This is a genomic window from Streptomyces sp. S3(2020), assembly GCF_013044505.1.
GTDB lineage: Bacteria > Actinomycetota > Actinomycetes > Streptomycetales > Streptomycetaceae > Streptomyces.
Genome location: NZ_JABERD010000029.1, coordinates 1 through 19,984, shown reverse-complemented (window position 1 = coordinate 19,984; position 19,984 = coordinate 1). Strand labels below are relative to the sequence as shown.

Here is a 19,984-nt window from a genome sequence, read left to right as displayed (position 1 = left end):
CGCCGTACCGTGAGCGCGCGCAAGAGGCGATCGTACCGACCCGGGACCCACCTCCGCGAAATCAGTCCCCTCCGCAGGCCTCCTCGAAGAAGTCCAGGTTCTCCTGCAAGGACTTCATCAACCGGTCCCGCTCCGCCTCGTCCACCTGCACCGGCGCGACGCCGGAGGCCCCGGTCAGGCGCCGGAACCCGCCACGGCTCTCCAGCCGCCCGTGCACCCGCACCGGCAGCCCGACGAGGTGCGCCTGCCCGGCGATCCGGTACGACTCCTCGTCCAGGGTGAGCCGGACGTACGGCACCTCGACACCGGCGATCACCCGCAGCCGTACGCTGCCCTCCCCGCGCGGCCCCGACCTGCGCATCCGCACGACCGCCCCGGTGATCCGCACCGGCACGGACGGCTCCTCGCGCAGATAGCGGGCCCCGGCCTCGCGCAGCGCGGGCAGATCGCCGGGCGAGAACTCGACGGGCTCGACCCCGGCGGCACAGCCCGCGGGCACTCCGGCGGCCGGCGCCCACTCGACGGCGATGCGCGCGCCCTCGGTCCCGCGCACGAGGGCGATCAGCGCCTCGGTGAGCTCACGGCTCACCCCCGCCTCGACGGCTCCGTCGAAGGCGTCCATGCCACCGGTGGCCCGCTGGTAGTCGATGGCCTCGCGGGCGGCGTACAGGGCCTGGTGGAGGCGTACGGCGAGGGGGCGCCCACTGCCGACGGGCACGAAGGCGGCTAGGCCGCCGCCGGTCGCCGTGCCGACGAGCACGCTCTCCATGAGAGTGGCGGCGGCGCGGCGGTGGCGGGCGCCGTGGTACCCGGCACGCGCGCGGGTGGCGAGCGCTCCGGCGAGCAGCATCTGGCGGGCGGCGGCGCGCAGTTGTTCCTCCACCGTCCAGGGCGCGGTGCCACCCGGTCCGGTCGGTGCGTCCCGCCACCAGCGGATCTCGTCGCTGGGCACGGCGAGGCCGACGAGGACCTCGCGGGCGGAGGGTGTGCCGCTGCGGGCGAGGGCGACGAGCGCCTCGCCGAGCAGGTCGTCGCTGTCGGGGAAGGCGCGGCTCTCGGGCACCAGCAGGCTCGTCCCGCCGGTGCCCTGCCCCGGCGGGGTCCAGCGGCCGTAGCGTCCGGGGGCACCGCCGCGGCGCTGCCAGCCGTGCCGGCGCAGCAGGGCGCCGAGGACCGCGGGGTCGACCTCGTCGGGTTCGGGGGCGCGGTCCCAGGCGGCCTCGACCGGGTGCGGTCGCACGGGCCGCAGCGCCTCCTCGAGGGGCCGGTGGGTCATGGCCTGCCTCCCGTCCCGACCCGCGTCATGATCTCGCACAGCGCCCGGTCGTCGAAGATGCGTGAGGTCGGTATCCGCACGGTGGTGCGGGTCCGGCCGGTGATCGGGTGGCCGGCCAGGTTGACCCAGTAGCAGCAGTGCCTGAGGTCGAGCCGGTCGTGGCTGGCGCGCAGCCAGTCGTCCTGGGATCTCGGCACGAGCATGACGACGAGGATCTTGTGCACCGAGACGGGGGTGCGCGCGAGTTTGCGCAGATGGTCGTTGTCGAGCGTGAAGGAGAAGAACCGTCCCGGGGGGTTCGGCGGCACCTGGTACGTGCACTTGAGCTGCACCTTGATGGTGACCTCGTCGTCGACGGTGTGCCCGGGCGAGCCGTGGCTGACGTGCCAGTCGATGCCGTTGTCCGGAAAGGGCTGCGACAACGAGCAGCCGGCCGCCGCCGCGACGGCGTGCAGATAGCCCACCTGCAGGGTCTCCATGCAGGCGGTGGTGGCGAGTGTGCCGCGAAGGGGGCCCGTGCGCTCGGGCAGCAGCCCGCCCCGCTCGGGCTGCGCTATCGCCATGACCAACAGCCTTCCACGTTCGGTGAATCCGCACCGCGGGTCCCTGAACTGCAAAGACCCGTATTCCTGTTGTGTCCTTCCGGCGTACGGCGCAAACAGCCCGGGTATCACCAAACAGGCAGAAGACGGTGCGTCAGCTGCCGTGGGTGAACGAGGGGTTGTGTAGGTATGACGTGCTGGTACGAGGGGCCCCTGGCCGCCTTCGACACGGAGACCACGGGCGTCGACGTCGAGACCGACCGGATCGTGTCGGCCGCCATAGTCGTCCAGGACGCCCCGGGCACCCGGCCGCGGGTGACCCGATGGCTGGTGAACCCGGGTGTGCCGGTGCCCGAGGGCGCGACGGCGGTGCACGGGCTGACGGACGACCATCTCCAGCGCAACGGCCGCTGGCCGGCGCCGGTGATGTACGAGATAGCGGAACACCTGACCGAACAGGCCGCCGCGGGCCGTCCGCTGGTGGTCATGAACGCCCCGTTCGATCTGACCATCCTGGACCGGGAGTTGCGCCGCCATCGGGCCTCGTCGCTGGACCGCTGGTTCGAGTCGTCGCCACTGCTGGTGCTGGACCCGAGAGTCCTGGACAAACATCTGGACCGCTACCGCAAGGGCCGCCGCACACTGACGGACCTGTGCGCGCACTACGAGGTCACGCTCGACGGCGCGCACGACGCGGGTGCGGACGCGCTGGCCGCGCTGGATGTCGTACGGGCCGTGGGGCGCCGTTTCGCGGCCCGCCTGGAGCGGTTGAGCGCGAACGAGCTGCACGCGCTCCAGGCCGGTTGGCACGCGGCGCAGGCGCGGGGGCTCCAGGCGTGGTTCGCGCGCAGCGGCACCCCGGAGGCGGTGGACCCGGCGTGGCCGCTCCGTCCGGAGCTGCCCGCGGCGGCCGCCTGAGGAGGGGCCCGGACAAAAAGGAAGCCGGTCCGCGTGACGCGGACCGGCTTTCTCCCGGTGGGCGATACTGGGTTCGAACCAGTGACCTCTTCGGTGTGAACGAAGCGCTCTCCCACTGAGCTAATCGCCCGGGAACGCACCGAACAATACAGGGCTCCGCGCCGTTCCTTCAAACCGCTTCCAAGTACGCGGCCAGACCCCGCCGTCCGGCCCGCATCATCAGCCGGTGGTTGGCGCGGAACACCGGCCGCCCGGGCACCGCGAGCCGCCTCAGGAGCGGCTTGTGCACGTCGACCACCTGCTCGTAGCGGGCGAGGCTGCGCGCGCCGTCCCCGTCGATGGTCCAGCGCGCCCAGCCCTCCAGGTCCCCGGTCATGGCGATCTCCAGCACCCCGGCCGCCCGGTCGCGCCGCACCTCCCGCGCGGTGAAGACCAGGTCGTAGGGCAGGGTGGCCCGGATGGTGATGACGCCGGTGGTGTCGTCGAGGCGGTTCACCTCGCGGACCTGGGGCCACCAGCGGGGGTAGTCCTCGGCCTGTTCCAGGGCGTCGTAGACGGTGGCGGGCGGCGCGCTCAGGGCCCACTGCGTGCGGAAGCGGTAATGGGTCCAGTCCATGCACAGAGTGTGCCCGCACGGATCTGAGTACGTTCTGAGTACGCGCACTCATGTCCTACGACGTGACGCGGACCACACTCCATGGCATGACGCACATCCCGCCCCCGGCCGAAGAGCTGCGGCTCCTCGATGCCGAGCTGTGGCAACTCGACCGCCGCCGGGCCCAGTTGCTGACCCGACGGGCATGGCTGGTCGCCGCGCTCCAGCCGCGGCCGGCGACGCAGCCGACGACGAGTCCGACGAAGCAGGCCCCCGGGGCATCGCCCCGCCCGGAGACCAGCGCTCCCGGCGTGCAGAACCTTCTCCTGCTGCTCGGCGGGGTCCTGCTCACGATCGCCGCGATGGTGTTCACGCTGGTCAGCTGGGGGCACATGGGGATCGCCGGCCGGGGTCTGGTGCTCGGCGCGCTCACGCTGGCCACGCTCGCCGCTCCGCTGCCCCTGGTGAAGCGCGGGCTGCGCTCGACGGCCGAGTCGGTGGCGGGTCTGGGTCTGGCGCTGACGGTGCTCGACGCGTACGCGCTGTACGCGGTCGCCGTCCCGGGTGCGGACGGCGCTGGATACACGGCGGTCGCGGCGGCGCTGCTGGCGGGGCTCTGGGCGGGGTACGGACTGCTGCCGCGGGCGGCCGAGCTGCGGCTGCCTCTGCCCGCGGCGCTGGCCGCGGCCCAACTCCCGCTGTTCTTCTGGGCGGTCTCGACCTCCGCGGGCGCCCAGGGCATCACGTCCGCGCTGCTGGTGACGGCGGCGTTCGACACGGTTGTCGCGCTCCGGGTGACCCTCGGGTCCGTACGTGTCGTCGCCGCGGTCGGCGCGTACGGCCTGGGTTCCGCGGGCGCGCTGACGGCCGGCTGGCTGTCCTGGACGGCTACCGGTCCGAGCGCCGCCGCCCGTGCGGCGGCGCTCGTCCTCCTCGCGGCGGCGATCGCGCTGGGCGCGGCCTGGCGCGGCGGCCTGGGCAAGGGCCATGCCGTCGGTCTCGCCGTGACCTCGGGCCTCCTCGCGGTCGCCGCCGCGGGCGGTGCGGTCCGCCCCGCGGTGCCGGACGTGTGGACGGTTCCGGTGCATCTCGCCTGCGGGATCGCGCTGTTGGCGGCCGTGCGGATCGGCCGGCTGCCCCAGGCGGTACGCGACGGGCTCGTCCGGTCCTCCGCCGTCGTACAGGGGCTCGCGGTGCTGTGGGCGCTGCCGCTCGTGGCGATCACGCTGCTGGGGCCGGTCGCCTGGACCTCGCGGGCGTGGTCCGGGGCGCCGGCGACCGTCCGGGACGCGGTGACGGTGGACGCGCCCTGGCCGCCGGACATGTCGGCGGCTCCGCTCGTCCTGGTGGCCGTCGCGGCGGTGCTCGCCCTGGCGGCCAGGAACACCGACCGGCACGCCCAGGCCCTGACCGGCGCGCTGGCGCTCACCTGGGCGGCCGCCCTGACGCTTCCGGCGGTTCTCGAACTCCCGTACACGACGGGCCTGTTGACGCTGGGAGCCCTGACCGCGGTCGCGCTCGCCTCTCCGTACGGGCAGCCGACGGCGACGTTCCTCGCCCTCGCCACCTCCGCCAACCTCGCCTTCACCGCGCTGGCCTCCCAGACGGCGACGCTCACCACGCTCTGTGCGCTCACCGCGTTCTTCGCGGCGGTCTCCTGGCGGCTGACGTCCGTCACGGCCCCGGCCGCCCTCGCGTACGCCACCGCGCTGGCCTGCGCGACGGGCGCGGCCGCGGACTGGCCGCCGCAGCACACCGCGCTGCTGGTCCTGGTGGTCCCCGTGGTCGCGGCCCTGGTCGCGCCGCGCGTGGCCGAACGCATTCCCCTGGAGGTGACGGGAGCGGCCGCCGGACTGCTCGCCATCGGCCTCGCGACGCCCGACCTGCCTGTGCTCGCCCTGGTCCTGGCCCTGTGCGGAGTGATCGCGGCGGGCACGGCGATCCGCCCGGACCGCCGCCCCGTCGGCTACGCGGCCGCCGTCCTGTTCGTCCTGGCGACCTGGGTACGCCTGGCGGCCTGGGACGTGACGATCCCGGAGGCCTACACGGTCCCGGTGACCGTCCCGGCGCTCCTCATCGGCTTCCTGCGCAGGCGCCGCGACCCGCAGACCTCGTCGTGGACGGCGTACGGCCCCGGCCTCGCCGCCACCCTCCTGCCGAGCCTCGCGGCGGCATGGAGCGACCCGCACTGGACCCGCCCCCTGCTCCTGGGTCTGGCGGCACTGTCCCTCACCCTGCTGGGCGGCGGTCACAACCTCCAGGCCCCGCTGGTGCTCGGCGGCTCGGTCCTGACCTTGGACGCGCTGCACGAACTCGCCCCCTACATCGTCCAGGTGACGGACGCCCTCCCCCGCTGGGTGCCCCCGGCCCTGGCCGGCCTCCTGCTGCTCGCGCTGGGAGCGACGTACGAACAGCGCATCAGGGATGTCCGAAGGATGCGGAACATCCTGGGAAGGATGAGCTGACCCACCCAGGGGCGCGGGGAACCGCGCGACCAGCCACAACGGTCGCGCGGTTCCCCACGGCATCAGCCCCTACGAAGGCATCTTGTCCCCGAGCAACGCCAGGTTCTCGATCGCCGCGAGCCCGTACAACGCGGTGTCGTTCGTGGACACCCACACCGCCTCACTGCCCGGCACCAACGCCACCGGCCCGCTCAGCTCCTCCGTCTTCCAGGGCGCCGACTCCTTGTACCCGTCGGAGTTGTAGAACTTCTCCCAGGCCCGCTTGGCCAGCTTCTCGTCCCCGGTCCGCACGGCCGTGTACGCGTCGAGCCGCGAGTGCCCCTGGAACAGCAGCAGCGTGCCGAAGTTGGACCCGTACCGCGCCGCCTGCTCGGCCTTGGTGGCGTTGAAGTAGCGGCAGTAGTCGTAGTACGCCTCGTTGAACTTCGGGATGTCGACGAGGTCGATGAGCTCGGCGCACAGCTCGTTGAGGCCGAAGACGGCGGAGAGGTGCGAGACCCCGACCACCGGCGCCGAGGCGATGGCGAACTTCCCGGTGTCGAGGTCGTACAGGCCGGACCCCTGGACGAAGCCGTTCGGCTGGGCGCCGATCGTCTCCATCGTCGACAGCACCCGCGCCTTGGCCTTCTCCCACTTCGGCCCCTTGCGCTCCCACTCCGTCAGCCAGGCCGACACGAGCCCGCTCCAGTCCGTGCCGAAGCCGATCGACAGCGCGTGCCGGTCGGGGGTGTACGGCTCAGTGCGGATCTTGCGGATGGGGTCGAGGACGAGGAAGGTCTCGTCGGAGTCGACGTTGGCGTGCATGAGGTCGCCGACGCGCTCGTCCGCGGTGAGGAAGTAGTAGTAGCGGCGGTACGTCGTGTTGGCGATGCGCTGCTGCTTGGCGCTGTCGGCGTAGTGCTGCACACCGTGCCGGGTGCCGAGCCCCGCCCACTTGCCGAGGTGGTAGACGTCGACCTCGCCGGTGTGCCGGGTCATCGCCTCGGCGAAGCGGAAGATGTCCGCGCGGCCCGAGCGGAGGTACGCGAACCAGAGCCAGAGGTCGGGCGACAGCTCGGAGTTGTCCCAGGCGTAGCCACCGATGTCGTACCGCCACTGGTGTCTGACGGTGTCATAGGTGTGCATGATGTCGCCGTAGTCCCAGAAGCCGTACCAACGGCGCTGCTCCACCTGGTCCTTGTAGTAGGTGAAGAGGAAGTCGAGGTGGTCCTCGATCTTCGCCTTGGCGGGTGTGGAGCGGTCGGGCTCGGAGTACAGGCCGGGGCCGAAGACCTGCGCCTTGATGAGCTGCTTGGGCGGCGCGGCGAGCTGGGGCAGCACCCGTACGGCCTCGACCTGTTCGGCGAGTTTCGCCGGGGTCGGGGTCGACTCGTTGGCCCAGAACAGCAGTTCCGACGTGCGGGCGATGCCGTACGGCGTGCCGAACTCGGGTTCGTAGTCCTCGTAGGTGATGTTGAGGCCTTCGAGCTGCTCGGCGAAGGTGTCCTGGCCCATGCCGTCGTGGTAGAAGCGCAGGTCCATGGGCTGTGCCTCGGGCGACCAGAGCCAGAGGGTGACCTCGGCCTCGTCGGTCTGGGCGTCGCGGATGTCGAGCTGGGCCGGGAACTTCTCCCAGAAGTCCCTGAGGCCGAAGGAGAGTCCGCCGCTCGCGCCACCGACGTAGCCGAAGCCGGAGGCCCGCCTGCCGCCGCCGGCGCCGATCCAGCCGTGGCCCTTCTTGGTGCGCTTGCGCAGGGTGAAGCCGTCGGCGGAGAGCTGGGAGAGGGTGTAGTCGCCCCACTCGGGGATGTACTGGAGGCGGGTGGTGACCCGCTGGTCCCAGGTGGCCGGGTCGGGCAGCTTCTCGCCGGCGTACTGGGCGGCCTGCACGGCGGCGCCGGGGTCGCGGCGCAGCCCCGTGATGCCCTTCACCGCCTCCCTCAGCAGACCGGTGCCGTCGCCGCCGATGCGGATGTGGCGGTCGTAGGACTGGTCGCGCATCGGCACGGTGAAGCGGACCCCGATGCCGCGGATGAAGTCGCCGCTGGCCTTGCCCGGCTCCTGGGTGCCGTCGAAGGTGATGGTGTGCACCATGCGGAAGGAGTCGGCGGCCGCGTAGAAGTACAGACGGATCGAGAAGGGCAGCCAACTCCGGTTGCCCTTGCGGTGCTTGCCGTCGATGCGGACGACCGCGCGGACGGGGCCGTCCTGCTCGACGGTGACCTCGGAGATGGCGCCGTCGAAGCGCTCGGTCCTGACCGCGCCCTGGTCCTCGTCCTCGATCTCGGGCTGGCGGATCAGCACGAGCTTGCCGTTCCTGGCGATCTCGGTCGAGCCGCGGGTGACCGACTTGATCAGCGTGGCACCGGACTTGCCGATCCTCGCGGTGATGACACCGGTGGAGACGGTGATGGTGCCGCCGCTCTTGTCGACGGTGACCTTCTTGTCCGGTACAGCGGCCTCGCCGGCGGCGAGGGTGAGCTTGCCGTCGCCCGAACTCACGGCGTGGGCGGTCCACTTGAGGGATCCGTCCGGCCAGTAGGCGATCGGCCAGGACTGCACGGGTACGGACTTGCCGTCCGCGTCCGTCAGCGCGAAGGTCTGGTCCTCCTGGTGGACGCCCTTCGGCCAGGGGACGCCGAGCGTGGAGCCGGGTGCGGCGCCGAGGCCGCCGTCCTCCAGCCAGTCCAGGGTCACGGGAGAGTCGTCGGCCTCCGCGGCTCTCGGCGCGGCCTGCGCGTCCCTGGCGCCCAGGGCCCAGCTGAACTGTGCGGCGGCGCCGGCGACGGCGGCCGCCTTGAGGAGGGACCTGCGGGGGATGGGAGACATGGGGGTCCTGCCTTTCCTTCCGTGCGGGAAGCTTTTTCCGTGCAATGGTCAGGGGCATGACAGAGAGAGGTACGGCGCCCGGGGCGCCGACCTGGTGCGGGGGCACCGCCCTTCAGCGGCGCCGGTAGCGTTCCTCGACGGCGACGGCCGCCGCCGCGACGGCCCCGAGGACGGGGACCGCCAGCGGTGCGACGAACATGGCGGACAGGGCCACGACGCCCAGCCCGCAGACGATCAGGAAGGACCCGGCGGGATCGAGCACGGTCCGCCGCCCGGCGTCCGCGAGCAGCAGCCGCCAGGCGTCACCGGGCGTCCAACTGGCCGCGGCCCGCAGCAGGGCCACGGCGAGCCCGATCAGTGCGAAGATGCCGACGGCCCCGACGAACGGCCCGCCGGGCAGGCCGGCCCGTGCGGCCAGGACGTCCACCCAGACCGCGGCGGCCACCACCCATCCGGCGAGCCCGACGACCCACCCGCCGCGCAGGGCCGTACGGAAGTCCTCGACGAACTCCCGCAGGCCGCCGCCCTCGTGACCGGTACGGCGGCGAAGGTGGCGGGTGCCTGCGGCGAAGGCCGCGGGGTAGGTGACGACGCCGAGCGAGGCCACGGCGATCCACACCCCCGTGAGCAGACACTCGGCGAACACGGCGAACCGTTCCCCGCCGAGAAAGGACAGCCTGCGGGCCTTCACACGCGCTTGGGCCATGGGATTCGCCTCACTTCAATCCGGAGGTCGCCATACCGTCGATGAGGTACCGCTGGAAGGCCATGAAGAAGGCGATCACCGGCACGAGCGCCACCAGCGACATCGCGATCATGCTTCCGTAGTTGGAGATGCCCTCCTGGTCGCGGAACATCATCAGGCCGAGCGAGACGGTGTACTTGTCGGGGGTGTTGAGGTAGATCAACGGCCCCATGAAGTCGTTCCAGGCGTTGATGAAGGTGAAGATCGCACTGGTGATGATCGCGGGCCGGCTCAGCGGCAGCACGATCGACCAGTAGGTGCGCAGATGTCCGCAGCCGTCGAGCTTGGCAGCCTCGTCCAGCTCCTTGGGGAGCCCGCGCATGAACTGCACCATCAGGAACACGAAGAAGGCTTCCGTGGCCAGGAACTTCCCCGCGACGAGCGGCACCAGGGTGTCGGTGAGTTCGAGGTTGCGGAACAGCACGTACTGCGGGATGAGCAGCACGTGGTACGGCAGCAGCAGGGTGCCGATCATGAGCGTGAACATCAGGTTCCGCCCGGCGAACCGGATCTTGGCGAAGGCGTACGCCGTCAGCGAGCTGGACAGCACCACACCGACCACGGCCAGGCCCGCGTACATCAGCGAGTTGGTGAAGAAGCTGGTGATGGAGATGCCGGAGATGCCGTCGGCGAGCCCGGAGAAGTTCGCCCAGACCGGCTTGGTGGGCAGCAGGTCGAGGCTGGCGATGATGTCCTTGCTCGGCTTGAAGGAGGCGCCGAGCACCCAGATCACCGGGTAGAGGACGACCGCGAGGACGAGGAGCGCGCCGACGTGCCAGACGATCGATCCGGCCCGCTTCCGCTCGTTCACGGTGTGCGCGACAGGGGTGGTGGCGGTCACTTGGCGGCCTCCTCGTAGTGCACCCACTTCTTCTGCGACCAGAACAGGACCGCCGTGACCAGCGCCACCGCGATCACCAGCGTCCAGGCCATCGCGGAGGCGAAGCCCATCTGGGCCTCCTTGAAGCCCTTCTGGTAGAGGTAACAGGTGTAGACGAGGGTGGCGTCGGCGGGCCCGCACCTGGTGTCGGAGACGACGTAGGCGGAGCCGAACACCTGGAACGCGTGGATGGACTCCAGCAGCACGTTGAAGAACAGCACCGGGGAGATCATCGGCAGCGTGATGTTCCAGAACCTGCGCAGCGGTCCGGCACCGTCGACCTCGGCGGCCTCGTACAGCTCCTGCGGGACCTGCTTGAGCCCGGCCAGGAAGATGACCATCGGCGCACCGAACTGCCAGATGCTCAGGGCCACCAGGGCGTAGATGACGTAGTCGGGGTTGCCGATCCAGCCGCCCACGTCGAGCCCGAAGACCTTCTGTGTACGGTCCACGACCGCGTCGTCCGAGAACAGCGCCCGCCACACGAAGCCGACGGAGACGCTGGCGCCGATGAGCGAGGGCATGTAGAACGCGGCCCGGTACAGGCCCTGCCCCTTCCGCTTCTGCGCGAGCAGCAGCGCGACACCGAGCGCGAGCAGCAGCTTGAGCGGGGTGGCCACGACGACGTACTTGAGTGTGACCTCGACCGACTTCTGCCAGCGCGGGTCCTGGAACATCGTCGTGAAGTTGTCCAGGCCCACCCACTTGGGCGGCGTGAACAGGTTGTAGCTGGTGAACGCGTAGTACAGCGACGCGATCATCGGCCCCGCCGTGAGGACCAGGAACCCCGCGATCCACGGCGACATGAAGAGGTAGCCGGCGATGTTCTCGCGGCGCCGCCCGCGCCGCCCGGCAAAAGGAGCGGCGGACCGCTTCTTCGCCGGACGCGCGGGCGCTTCCTTGACGAGCGTCATGGTGGTACGTCCCCTCAGCCCGCGAACGCGGCCTTGGCCTCGCTGAACAGCGCCTTGGCGGCGTCGGCCGGCTTGGTCTTGCCCTGGGCGACCTCGCCGCCGAGGCGCAGGAACGCCGCTTCGATGACGTCGGTCCCGGACGGGTGCGGGGTGATCTTCCCGAGCACGCCGGCCTTGGCGACCTCTTCCTCGTAGGCCGCGACGCCCTTGTTGTTGGCGTCGGTGGGCTTGAAGGCGTCGTACTGCTCGGTGGTGGCGAGGATGCCCCGGTCGTAGCCCATGATCTTGCCGACCTCGGGGTCGTGGACCATGAAGGAGATGAACTGGGCGACCTCCTTGGGGTGCTTGGTCCCGGAGAAGGCGCTCATCATCAGCGAGCCGAGGTACTGGCCGGTCTGCTTGCCGTCCGTGGTGGGGATCGGCGCGAGGCCGTAGTCCGACTCGCCCTCACCCTCGTAGCGGATGGAGAAGTTGTCCCAGGTGAACTCGGACGCGGCAAGGCCCGCCGACAGACCGGACTTGGGCATGACCTGTTCGATCTTCTTGGGGTCGGCGACGAGCCCGGACTTCACACGCTTGTAGCCGTCGGCCCACCACTGCGTCAGATCGTCCTCGGTGAAGCCGAGATCGGAGTCGGTGAAGAACGCCTTGCCGTTCTGACGCAGATACAGGTCGTACAGGTACATGATGCTGAAATAGCCGGTGTCTCCGGCGATCTTCAGCTTGTCCTGGATGGTCTGCAGCGCGTCGAAGTACTCGTCCCAGGTCCAGCCGAACTTCGCCTCGACGCCCGCCTTCTCGAAGGCCTTGAGGTCGATGACGAGCGCCATGGTGTTGGCGCCGACGGGGACACCGAGCTGCTTGCCGTCGACCTGACCGTTCGCCAGAACGCCGTTGCGGAAGTTGTCCAGGTCCAGATTCCCGGCGTCCGCCTGCGCCTTGAGATCCAGCAGAACACCGCGCTTGTCGTACTTGCGGAGGAAACCGACCGCATTCTGGAATACGTCCGGCGGATTCCCGCCGGAGGCCTGCGTCTGGAACTTCTCCCAGAACGCTGCGTAGTCGGTGAATTCGGGCTTGATCTTGATCTTCGGGTACTTCTTCTCGAAGAGCGCGATCGACTTCTTGATGGCGATGGTGCGCGGCTCGCCACCCCACCACGCGTAACGGAGTGTCACCGTCCCGTCTCCGGAACCGCTTTCGCCACCGCACGCGGTGGTTGCCCCCAGCCCGATCGTGGCAGCCGAGGCCCCGGCCACCTTCAGGATCGTTCGCCTCTCAACATTCCTGCTGGTTCCCATGGTCGGGCCCCTCCCCGCAGCGTCGTTGCCGCCTGCATGAATCGTTTCAAGTAAGCGCTTGCTGGCACAAGTTACGAGGGGCCTCGGAATGCGTCAATGATTCGGACAGGAATTTCTTGTGAGGCCGCTGGGCGAGTTGACGGCACGTCGGACGCGAGCCGGCCGACGAACGAGGTGAAGTCGCAGGTGAGACGCGGGCATTCGACGGGCCGAACGCGAACTGGCCTGTCGCACCCGGACGTTGCCCGGCCGAAAGTCGTCGGCGGCACTGAGGCCCGGAACGACGTCGGCCCGTCTGCGCTGAGGCAGACGGGCCGACGGTCCGGGTGGGCGATACTGGGTTCGAACCAGTGACCTCTTCGGTGTGAACGAAGCGCTCTCCCACTGAGCTAATCGCCCGGACGCAGGAAGAACATTACCCCATGTCAGGGGGTGCTTCCGCACCCCCCGCAGGCCGCCGATCACTGGTCCTTGATGTTCCACGGCATCTCGAAGCCGAACTTGTAGAGGTAGACCGCGCCGATCGCGATCACGATCACCAGGCCGATCGACGTCAGGATGATGTTGCGCCGGCGCACCTTGGGATCGAGCGCCTTCTGGGCCGCCTCGGTCACCTTGCGCTTGGTCCAGCGCAGCACCAGCTGGGCCCAGACGAACTCGGTCGCCCAGATCGCCATGCCACCGAAGATCACGACCCAGCCGGGCCCCGGCAGCGGAAGCATGATGATGCCCAGGACCACGACGGCGAGGCCGATGACGAAGATCCCGACCTGCCAGCTCAGGTGCAGCACACGGCGCGCCTTGATGAATTCCGGCGCCTTGGAGCCCAGCCCCTGCTCGCTCTGCGCCCCGCTCGTCTTCGACTCGTCCGATGCCACGGCCACCTCGGCCTGCTCGTCACTCCCCGTATTCATACGGCCAAACTTTACCCGAGGGAAACCGGTCACCGAAATGGTCGTACCTCGCGAACAGTGTCTCGGCCGGAAGAGTTACGTAAAGGCACGCAAAACACTCAGAGGGGTTTACAACGGCACCGTAGGTGGCATGTCGATTTCGCCGACGTGCGAATCCCCGAGCGCACACTGAGCGAAAGGCCCTGGCGCTTATGAACACCACGGTCAGCTGCGAGCTGCACCTGCGCCTCGTTGTGTCGAGCGAGTCCTCCCTGCCTGTCCCCGCAGGCCTGCGGTACGACACGGCCGACCCCTACGCCGTGCACGCCACCTTCCACACCGGAGCCGAGGAGACCGTCGAGTGGGTGTTCGCCCGCGACCTCCTCGCGGAGGGCCTCCATCGGCCCACCGGCACCGGCGACGTCCGTGTCTGGCCGTCGCGCAGCCACGGTCAGGGCGTCGTGTGCATCGCCCTGAGCTCCCCGGAAGGCGAAGCACTGCTCGAGGCCCCGGCCCGGGCCCTGGAGTCGTTCCTGAAGCGAACAGACGCCGCCGTGCCCCCCGGCACGGAGCACCGGCACTTCGATCTCGATCAGGAGCTCTCGCACATCCTGGCGGAAAGCTAGGGCGCGAGATCTCACCAAGCCGCCCGGCGCCGTCGACTCGGGGTGACGGCTCGGGCCAGGACAACCGCATATGGGTACGCACACCGGCGCCGTCACCGCGGATTCTCGCGGGGCGGCGCCGGTGCGTGCGCCCGTTACCACCGGTTCGTGAGGTCCGGGGCCGGTACGGGCGCTCGTGGAGCCACTACCATCGGCCAGCATCGGCGGGCGCCCGCCCGACCCCCCAGGCCAGGGAGCGAAACGTGCTGATCACCCATGACACCCGGTGTGCCCTCGATGCCGTGGTGGATCTGGTGAACACCGCACCGGAGGACACCACGACTCCGGACGCGCTGCCGGACGTCGCGGCTCTCGAGGATTTCGTACAGAAGCACGAGATCAGTGATGTCGGGGTGCTCTCGGAGTTCGACCTGTCCGCGGTGCGCAAGATCCGCGGCCGGTTCGCCTCGATCTTCTCGGCCTCCGACCCCCGGGCCGCGGCCGGACTGATCAACGACCTGGTGGCCGCGGCGGGCACCACTCCACGGCTCACCGACCACGACGGCTACGACTGGCATGTGCACTACTTCGCGCCGGGTGCCTCCGTCGCCGACCACCTGGCGGCGGACTGCGGCATGGCGCTGGCCTTCTTCGTGGTCTCCGGAGAGCAGGAGCGGCTGCGGCGCTGTGAGGCCCCCGACTGCCGGCACGCCTTCGTCGACCTCTCCCGCAACCGGTCGCGGCGCTACTGCGACAGCCGTACCTGCGGGAACCGGCTGCATGTGGCGGCCTACCGGGCGCGCCGCAAGGAGGCGGCGGGCTGAGTTCCCGCCCGCGACGGTGGTGTCGACGCGGTACCCGGCGGGTGACGCCGGGCACCGCGGGTACGGCTCAGAGCAGCAGCAGATCGTGCAGCGCAGCCATGAGCAGCAGACACCCGATCACCGCAAGGAAGATCATCAGCGGTGGCTGGGAAAGGGCGAAAAGGCATCCGCGCGGCTCGTCCTGCGGCGGCGCGGTGTCGCTCTGTGTCGTGTCCAGCATCTCGCGGGCGATGATGGCGCAGTTGGGACCGGTCGAGTGACCAACACGCCAGGAAAGAACGGCAGTTCGCCGGATTCCGTGACGAACGACTCACGGCGTGGACGGCTCCGGGGTGGCTGGCGGGACAGCTACGGGTCGACTGTGTCGTTTCAGTCCGCCTGCACCTGTCATATGCCGTGCTTCTTCAGGATGGCCTCGATGTCACTGAATTCGTCCCCGGCACCGGCACGGGGTGCGGCGGCGGGACGGGCCGCCGGCCGGGCGGCCTGGCCCAGCGAGGGCGCGGAGGCCGCCGGGGCGATGGCCTCGCTCCGGGCGGCCCGGGCCGCCTTGCGCTCCTTGCGGGTGCCACCGCGCCGGCGCTCCACCGCGCGCGTGCTCATGAAGAGCAGCCAGGAGACACCGAGCACTCCGAAGCCGGCCCAGGCCGTCGGGCTGAACGCGGTGTCGGCCACCCAGTCGACGACGCCGGTCATCACCAGGCCGAGGGGCACGAGGGAGTACGCGGCGAGACGGGCGGCGGCGAGGAAGCGCTTGCGGTACGCCGTGACCGCAGCGATGCCCAGGCCTGCCGCGGCGGCGGCGGAACAGACGGTCTCGGCAATCATCCGGTCCTCCAGGCAGGGCTCGGCAGGGCAGTTCGTCCCTTCCATCCTGCACCGTCCCCACCCCGTGGGGCCATGGTCCGGCCCGACATCAGGGACATCTCCGGGTCGGATCCTTCGCAGGTGCCGGTCGAGGCGCGTGTCCCCCGATGCGTTCCGGGGCCGATTGGGTCGTCCGGGGTGCGGCTGGGAGACTGGGACCATGAGCGACTCCTCCCCCGTGCCTCCCGTCGTCCCCGTGCTCGAAGTCTGGTGCGATCTCCAGTGCCCGGACTGCCGGACCGCCCTGGAGGACCTCCGGGCGCTGCGTGCCCGCTACGGCGACCGGCTGGAGCTGCGGCTGCGGCACTTCCCGCTGGAGAAGAACAAGCACGCCTTCGCCGCCGCGCAGGCCGCCGAGGAGGCCGCGGAGCAGGGGAAGGGCTGGGACTACGTCGAGGCCGTGCTGGGGCGGGTCGAGGAGCTGGGCCGGCAGGGAGAACCCTTCCTGGTCGAGGTGGCCGGCGAACTGGGGCTGGACGCCGAGGAGTTCGACACCGCGCTGATCGACGGCCGGCACATCCTGATCGTGGACGCCGACCAGGCCGAGGGCAAGGCGATCGGCGTGACCGGCACCCCGACCTACGTCATCGACGGCGAGCGCCTCGACGGCGGCAAGAGCCAGGAAGGGCTGCGCGAGCGCGTCGAGGAGATCGCGGACCGGCTGCTGGCCGCGCAGGGCGCCTGAGCCGTCGTACGTCTACAGCAGCGGCTTGTAGAAGGAGTACTCCGTCGTCTCGTAGCCGAGTGACTCGTACAGCCGCTCGGCCGGGGTGTTGCCCGCGAAGACGTTCAGACCCAGGGTCCGCTGTCCGACGGCGTGCGCCTGGGTCTCCGCCAGCAGCATGAGGGTGCGGCCGTGGCCGCGGCCCCGGTGGGCCTCGTCGGCCTCGACGTCGTAGACGAAGGGCTTGCCGTCGCGCAGGGCGAACCAGAGGACGCCCACCCGTGTGCCCTCGTGCTCCAGGATGCTGAACCGCGTGTTCTCGGTGGCGATGCCCTGCGGCAGGAGCATGTCGTGGTCGCGCCGCGACTTGGCGCGTGCCTCGGGCTCCGGCACGCCCCGTGCGATCCAGGTGCGTGTGTAGTCCTCCGACTCGTGCACCAGCCAGGCGTCGAAATCGGCCTCCGTCATGGGGCGGGCCAGGCTGCCGGCGGGCAGTTCCGGCGGGGTGTCGCCGAGTCGCTTCACCATGCCGCGGTTGCGCAGGACGTAGCCCAGGGCGCTGACCAGCCGCAGGGCCGCCTCCGCGTCCGCCGGTACGGCGGCCTCGATCTGGCGGCAGCCCCAGCCGCGCGCGACCTCCTCGGCGGCGAGCGCGGCCACCGTGGCCCGGCCGCGCCGCCGGTCGGGTTCCTCGATCCGCAGGTCGTGGACGCGGGCCACCGAGTCGCCGAGGGCGGGTGACGTGCCGAGGTGTATCGCGCCGACGGGGCGACTGTTCACGCACACCTGGAAGTGGCGTGAACGCGTGCCGTCGGCGTGGTGCTGGAGCGGCTCGGTCGGCCGCAGGGTCGTGGTCATCACGGGTGTTCTACCCGTCGTGGACCTCTGCGTCAGCCCAATTTCTCCGGGGCTTTCACGGATCGAGGTCGTCCCCGGCCCGCTCGTCGAAGACGCGCATGGCCTTGGCCGTGACCGGCCCGGGGGTGCCCGGCAGATCCCGGTCGTCGACGCGGTGGACGGCCTGTACGTCCCGCAGGGTGGAGGTGAGGAAGACCTCGTCGGCCCGCTCCAGGACGTCCAGCGGCAGGTCGGTCTCCTTGGCGCCGGTCCATTCGACCGCCAACGCGCGCGTGACGCCCGCGAGGCAGCCGGAGGCGACCGGCGGGGTGTGGATCTCGCCGTCCAGGACGACGAAGACGTTCGACCCGGTGCCCTCGCAGAGCTGCCCGACCGTGTTGGCGAACAGCGCCTCGGACGCGCCGTGCTCGCGGGCCCGGGCGAGTGCCACGACGTTCTCGGCGTACGAGGTGGTCTTGAGTCCGGCGAGAGCGCCGCGTTCGTTGCGGGTCCAGGGGACCGTGATCACGGACGTGGAGTCGGGGCGGCGGGTGGTCCCGCCGAGGGCGACGACCAGGGTCGGGCCGTGCTCACCCCGGTCGGAGCCGAGGGGGCCGTGGCCGCCGGTGTAGGTGATACGGAGCCGGCCGAGCGGCATCGGGTTGGCCCCGAGGACGGCCGCGCAGCCGCGGCGCACCTCGTCGAGGTCGGGGTCGGGCAGGCCGAGGCCGCGCGCGGAACGCGTCAGCCGGTCGAGATGCCGGGTGAGCGCGAACGGCTCGCCGTCGACCGCCTTCACCGTCTCGAAGATGCCGTCGCCCACGGTCAGTCCGTGGTCGAAGACGGAGACACGGGCGGTCTCGATGTCCTGGAGCCCGCCGTCGAGCCAGATCTTCACTGGTCCCTACCTCGCAGATTCGTGCTGGATGCGTCGTGCCGGTCGGGTGTCCAGGGGCTGTCCCCCGGGTCGGCACAGCACGTCAGGTCCCTCTCGTTCACCTCGTACGCTCCCGACGCTACCGCGAGCAGTCGGGCCGCCTTCAGCTCGGTCTCCCGCCACTCCCCCTCGGGGTCCGAACCCCAGGTGATGCCTGCGCCGGTGCCGAACCGCAGCACGCCCTGCGCGCGGTCGATCCAGAAGGTGCGGATGCCGACGGCCAGTTCGCCGGTGCCCCGGTCGGCGTCGACCCAGCCGATGCCTCCGCAGTAGGGGCCGCGGGGTGCCGTCTCCAGGGCGTCGATGATCCGCAGGGCGCTGGACTTGGGGGCGCCGGTGACGGAGCCGGGCGGGAAGGCGGCGTCGAGCAGTTCGGGCCAGCCGGCGCCCTCGCGCAGTTCGCCGCGGACCGTGGAGACGAGGTGGACGAGGCCCGGGTGCTTCTCGACGGCGCACAGGTCGGGGACGCTGACGCTGCCGGTGGCGCAGACCCGTCCGATGTCGTTGCGGACCAGGTCCACGATCATCACGTTCTCGGCGTAGTCCTTCTCCAGGAGGTCCGCCTCGGTGCGCCCGGTGCCCTTGATCGGGCCGGACTCGACGACCCGGCCGTCGCGGCGCAGGAACAGCTCGGGCGAGGCGGTGGCTATCTCCAGGCCGTGCTCCGGCAGCCGGATCGTTCCCGCGTACGGTGCCGGGTTGCCGCGGGCCAGCAGGGCGGTCAGCGCGTCCACGTCGGCGTCGGGCGCGACGGGTGCGGTCAGCACCCGGCAGAGGTTGGCCTGGTAGACCTCGCCGGCCGCGATGTGCTCGCGGATCCGGCGGACGCCCGCGGTGTATCCGGCGCGGTCCAGGGAGGACGTCCAGCCGTCGGCCGCCGGGCCGTGCCATGCCCCCGGCACCGGGGCGGGCACCCGCTCCCGTCGTACGTCCTGGAAGCGGGCGCAGGTCAGACGGCCCTCGAAGTCGGCGCAGACCGCCCAGAAGCCGCTGGACTCCAGGGCTGCGGGGTCGCTGGTGACATCGAGGAGTCCGGTGGCGAGGCGGCCGCCGAAGCGGGCGAGAGGGGCGAGGTCGAACACGCGTCGAGTCTATGGCGGGTGTCCCGCGGGTGACCTGGTCACGTCCCTCAGGAGCCGGTGACCAGGTACGCGAGCGGGCGCAGCGCAGCACGCTGCACAAACGCGTTTTTGTGCTGGCCCCGGAATCCGCTAGAGTTCAACACGTCGCCGGGCCGCGGAAGCGGAACGGAAAGACAGGCGAACGTAGCTCAGTTGGTAGAGCGCAACCTTGCCAAGGTTGAGGTCGCGAGTTCGAACCTCGTCGTTCGCTCGAAAGAGCAAGGGGATCTTCCCGACCCCCTACACTCCTGGTGGAGTGGCCGAGAGGCGAGGCAACGGCCTGCAAAGCCGTCTACACGGGTTCAAATCCCGTCTCCACCTCCAAGGACGATTAGCTCAGCGGGAGAGCGCTTCCCTGACACGGAAGAGGTCACTGGTTCAATCCCAGTATCGTCCACTGGATCTCCGGATCCCCCGCGCGATTAGCTCAGCGGGAGAGCGCTTCCCTGACACGGAAGAGGTCACTGGTTCAATCCCAGTATCGCGCACGCAGCCCCTCTCACGGGGTGGCTGACCTGGACGATTAGCTCAGCGGGAGAGCGCTTCCCTGACACGGAAGAGGTCACTGGTTCAATCCCAGTATCGTCCACACACCGAAGCCCCCGGCCCTGCGGCCGGGGGCTTCTTCGTGTTCGGTCGGCGGCAGCCGTCAGCCGTCAGCTGGAGAACAGCATGTGGCCGAAGCTCTTGTGCCGCTTGTGGCCGTAGTGGCCGCCGTGATGACCGCCGTGCTGCGGGGCGCCCCAGGCGGGGGCCGGGGCAGCAGGGTAGGCCTGGGGCGCCCCGCAGCAC

19 protein-coding genes and 7 tRNA genes are annotated in these 19,984 nt (G+C 70.5%); 10 read left to right on the top strand and 16 right to left on the bottom strand.

The window, feature by feature from the left end; all coding sequences use genetic code 11:
• Positions 1-61 precede the first annotated feature (61 nt).
• Together HLK59_RS12530 and HLK59_RS12525 are read right to left on the bottom strand one after the other, a co-directional pair.
• On the bottom strand, positions 62-1,276 hold the full coding sequence (locus tag HLK59_RS12530) for a hypothetical protein (RefSeq protein ID WP_171141445.1): 1,215 nt from the start codon (positions 1,274-1,276) through the stop codon (positions 62-64).
• Positions 1,273-1,839 (bottom strand): DUF4365 domain-containing protein, encoded by a 567-nt coding sequence (locus tag HLK59_RS12525; RefSeq protein WP_046260122.1) that lies wholly within the window; start codon positions 1,837-1,839, stop codon positions 1,273-1,275. The genes HLK59_RS12530 and HLK59_RS12525 overlap by 4 nt, the downstream gene beginning before the upstream one ends.
• Before the next feature lie 168 nt (positions 1,840-2,007).
• Between HLK59_RS12525 and HLK59_RS12520 the strand changes: the two genes are divergently transcribed.
• Positions 2,008-2,736, top strand: coding sequence for a 3'-5' exonuclease (locus HLK59_RS12520; protein ID WP_171141444.1), 729 nt, complete (start codon positions 2,008-2,010; stop codon positions 2,734-2,736).
• A 58-nt stretch (positions 2,737-2,794) separates the two neighbouring features.
• On the opposite strand, the gene HLK59_RS12515 is transcribed toward HLK59_RS12520, so the two are convergent.
• Both HLK59_RS12515 and HLK59_RS12510 read right to left on the bottom strand, forming a co-directional pair.
• A tRNA-Val gene (locus HLK59_RS12515) sits at positions 2,795-2,866 on the bottom strand.
• Between the two features lie 39 nt (positions 2,867-2,905).
• The gene (locus HLK59_RS12510) at positions 2,906-3,352 is read right to left on the bottom strand and encodes an SRPBCC family protein (protein WP_171141443.1); all 447 of its coding nucleotides are present in this window, start codon (positions 3,350-3,352) and stop codon (positions 2,906-2,908) included.
• Between the two features lie 50 nt (positions 3,353-3,402).
• On the opposite strand from HLK59_RS12510, the gene HLK59_RS12505 reads away from it, so the two are divergent.
• Positions 3,403-5,796, top strand: coding sequence for a hypothetical protein (locus tag HLK59_RS12505; protein ID WP_171141442.1), 2,394 nt, complete (start codon positions 3,403-3,405; stop codon positions 5,794-5,796).
• A 69-nt stretch (positions 5,797-5,865) separates the two neighbouring features.
• Here HLK59_RS12505 and HLK59_RS12500 read toward each other — a convergent pair whose 3' ends face one another.
• The 7 genes from HLK59_RS12500 to HLK59_RS12470 form a co-directional block, all read right to left on the bottom strand.
• Complete coding sequence (locus HLK59_RS12500; protein WP_171141441.1) at positions 5,866-8,604, bottom strand: Tat pathway signal sequence domain protein; 2,739 nt, start codon at positions 8,602-8,604, stop codon at positions 5,866-5,868.
• Between the two features lie 112 nt (positions 8,605-8,716).
• Positions 8,717-9,310: a hypothetical protein gene (locus HLK59_RS12495; protein WP_171141440.1), complete on the bottom strand. Its 594-nt coding sequence runs from the start codon at positions 9,308-9,310 to the stop codon at positions 8,717-8,719.
• Between the two features lie 10 nt (positions 9,311-9,320).
• Positions 9,321-10,190, bottom strand: a complete 870-nt coding sequence (locus HLK59_RS12490) for a carbohydrate ABC transporter permease (protein WP_171141439.1) — start codon at positions 10,188-10,190, stop codon at positions 9,321-9,323.
• On the bottom strand, positions 10,187-11,143 hold the full coding sequence (locus HLK59_RS12485; protein ID WP_171141438.1) for a sugar ABC transporter permease: 957 nt from the start codon (positions 11,141-11,143) through the stop codon (positions 10,187-10,189). Before HLK59_RS12485 ends, HLK59_RS12490 begins: the two co-directional genes overlap by 4 nt.
• A 14-nt stretch (positions 11,144-11,157) precedes the next feature.
• On the bottom strand, positions 11,158-12,444 hold the full coding sequence (locus tag HLK59_RS12480) for an extracellular solute-binding protein (protein WP_171141437.1): 1,287 nt from the start codon (positions 12,442-12,444) through the stop codon (positions 11,158-11,160).
• 327 nt (positions 12,445-12,771) lie between these two features.
• Positions 12,772-12,843, bottom strand: a tRNA-Val gene (locus tag HLK59_RS12475).
• Between the two features lie 62 nt (positions 12,844-12,905).
• The gene (locus HLK59_RS12470; protein WP_171141436.1) at positions 12,906-13,358 is read right to left on the bottom strand and encodes a TIGR02611 family protein; all 453 of its coding nucleotides are present in this window, start codon (positions 13,356-13,358) and stop codon (positions 12,906-12,908) included.
• Between the two features lie 191 nt (positions 13,359-13,549).
• Between HLK59_RS12470 and HLK59_RS12465 the strand changes: the two genes are divergently transcribed.
• Entirely contained in the window at positions 13,550-13,963 is a 414-nt protein-coding gene (locus HLK59_RS12465; RefSeq protein ID WP_004002642.1) for an SsgA family sporulation/cell division regulator, read from the top strand.
• A gap of 242 nt (positions 13,964-14,205) precedes the next feature.
• Entirely contained in the window at positions 14,206-14,766 is a 561-nt protein-coding gene (locus HLK59_RS12460; RefSeq protein WP_171141435.1) for a CGNR zinc finger domain-containing protein, read from the top strand.
• A 67-nt stretch (positions 14,767-14,833) separates the two neighbouring features.
• Here the strand turns inward: HLK59_RS12460 and HLK59_RS12455 are convergent, their stop codons facing one another.
• Complete coding sequence (locus tag HLK59_RS12455) at positions 14,834-14,986, bottom strand: hypothetical protein (protein WP_170068264.1); 153 nt, start codon at positions 14,984-14,986, stop codon at positions 14,834-14,836.
• Positions 14,987-15,153: 167 nt separating this feature from the next.
• Entirely contained in the window at positions 15,154-15,594 is a 441-nt protein-coding gene (locus tag HLK59_RS12450; RefSeq protein ID WP_171141434.1) for a hypothetical protein, read from the bottom strand.
• A 199-nt stretch (positions 15,595-15,793) separates the two neighbouring features.
• On the opposite strand from HLK59_RS12450, the gene HLK59_RS12445 reads away from it, so the two are divergent.
• Positions 15,794-16,318, top strand: a complete 525-nt coding sequence (locus HLK59_RS12445; RefSeq protein ID WP_171141433.1) for a DsbA family protein — start codon at positions 15,794-15,796, stop codon at positions 16,316-16,318.
• Positions 16,319-16,330: 12 nt separating this feature from the next.
• On the opposite strand, the gene HLK59_RS12440 is transcribed toward HLK59_RS12445, so the two are convergent.
• The 3 genes from HLK59_RS12440 to HLK59_RS12430 are packed head-to-tail and all read right to left on the bottom strand — an operon-like array spanning position 16,331 to position 19,153.
• The gene (locus HLK59_RS12440; RefSeq protein ID WP_171141432.1) at positions 16,331-17,155 is read right to left on the bottom strand and encodes a GNAT family N-acetyltransferase; all 825 of its coding nucleotides are present in this window, start codon (positions 17,153-17,155) and stop codon (positions 16,331-16,333) included.
• Between the two features lie 55 nt (positions 17,156-17,210).
• Entirely contained in the window at positions 17,211-18,032 is an 822-nt protein-coding gene (locus tag HLK59_RS12435) for an aminodeoxychorismate lyase (protein WP_171141431.1), read from the bottom strand.
• Entirely contained in the window at positions 18,029-19,153 is a 1,125-nt protein-coding gene (locus HLK59_RS12430; RefSeq protein ID WP_171141430.1) for a chorismate-binding protein, read from the bottom strand. Before HLK59_RS12430 ends, HLK59_RS12435 begins: the two co-directional genes overlap by 4 nt.
• Before the next feature lie 177 nt (positions 19,154-19,330).
• On the opposite strand from HLK59_RS12430, the gene HLK59_RS12425 reads away from it, so the two are divergent.
• The 5 genes from HLK59_RS12425 (at position 19,331) to HLK59_RS12405 (ending at position 19,781) form a co-directional block, all read left to right on the top strand.
• Positions 19,331-19,403, top strand: a tRNA-Gly gene (locus HLK59_RS12425).
• Positions 19,404-19,442: 39 nt separating this feature from the next.
• Positions 19,443-19,516, top strand: a tRNA-Cys gene (locus HLK59_RS12420).
• Position 19,517: 1 nt separating this feature from the next.
• Positions 19,518-19,589, top strand: a tRNA-Val gene (locus HLK59_RS12415).
• Between the two features lie 19 nt (positions 19,590-19,608).
• Positions 19,609-19,680 (top strand) — tRNA-Val (locus tag HLK59_RS12410).
• A 29-nt stretch (positions 19,681-19,709) separates the two neighbouring features.
• Positions 19,710-19,781, top strand: a tRNA-Val gene (locus HLK59_RS12405).
• The last annotated feature ends 203 nt before the right edge of the window (positions 19,782-19,984 follow it).